The sequence below is a fragment of the Methylobacterium sp. AC832 genome (assembly GCF_979256025.1).
The window spans coordinates 1-734 of the sequence record NZ_CEEDMV010000026.1 but is presented as its reverse complement, the minus strand read 5'-3'; the positions used below and the strand labels follow the sequence as shown (position 1 = coordinate 734).

1 protein-coding gene is annotated in these 734 nt (G+C 74.4%); it reads right to left on the bottom strand.

Annotation, left to right across the window (positions count from 1 at the left end):
* Window positions 1-734: AMP-binding enzyme (locus AC0IXR_RS24980; protein WP_471762586.1), on the bottom strand; the 734-nt coding region annotated here is incomplete at both ends.

Genomic DNA, 734 nt, shown 5'->3' with positions numbered 1-734 from the left:
CCCGCCTCGAAGAAGTTCCGGTCGGGGGGGATGGCGGGGAGGCCGAGCGCCTTGGCCCAGATGTCAGCCACCACGGTCTCGGTGGCGGTGAGCGGACGCGAGGGGCCGCTTAGCCCCTCCGCCAGCGGCTCGGGCTCCGGCAGCGCCGCGCGGTCGAGCTTGCCGTTGGGCGTCAGCGGAAGACGATCCAGCGCCACGATCCGGCTCGGGACCATGTAGTCCGGCAAGCGTCGGGCGAGCTCTGCCCGGAGTGCCGTAGGGTCGAACTCCGCCCCGGCCGCAGTGACAATGTAGGCCACCAGCATCGGACCCGCCGGGCCCTGGCGCAGACCCGCCGCCGCGCCGGCCACGATCTCCTGCGCCAGCAGCGCCGCCTCGACCTCGCCGAGTTCGATCCGGAACCCGCGCAGCTTCACCTGCGCATCGGCCCGGCCGAGATACTCCACCGTCCCGTCCGACCGCCAGCGCGCCAGATCCCCGGTGCGGTAGAGTCGGCCGCCTTCCCGACCCGACAGCTCCGGGAACGGGTCGGGGATGAACCGGTCCGCCGTCTGCCCGGCCTGGCCGAGATAGCCCCGCGCCAGAGCGTCACCGCCGAGATGCAGTTCCCCGGTGACGCCCACCGGCACCGGCTGCAACGCCGCGTCGAGGATGTAGGCCCGGCGATCCCCCACCGCCCGGCCGATCGGCGCGTAGGCCCCCTCCACCGCGTCGCCGGCCCGGGCCCGCCAGAC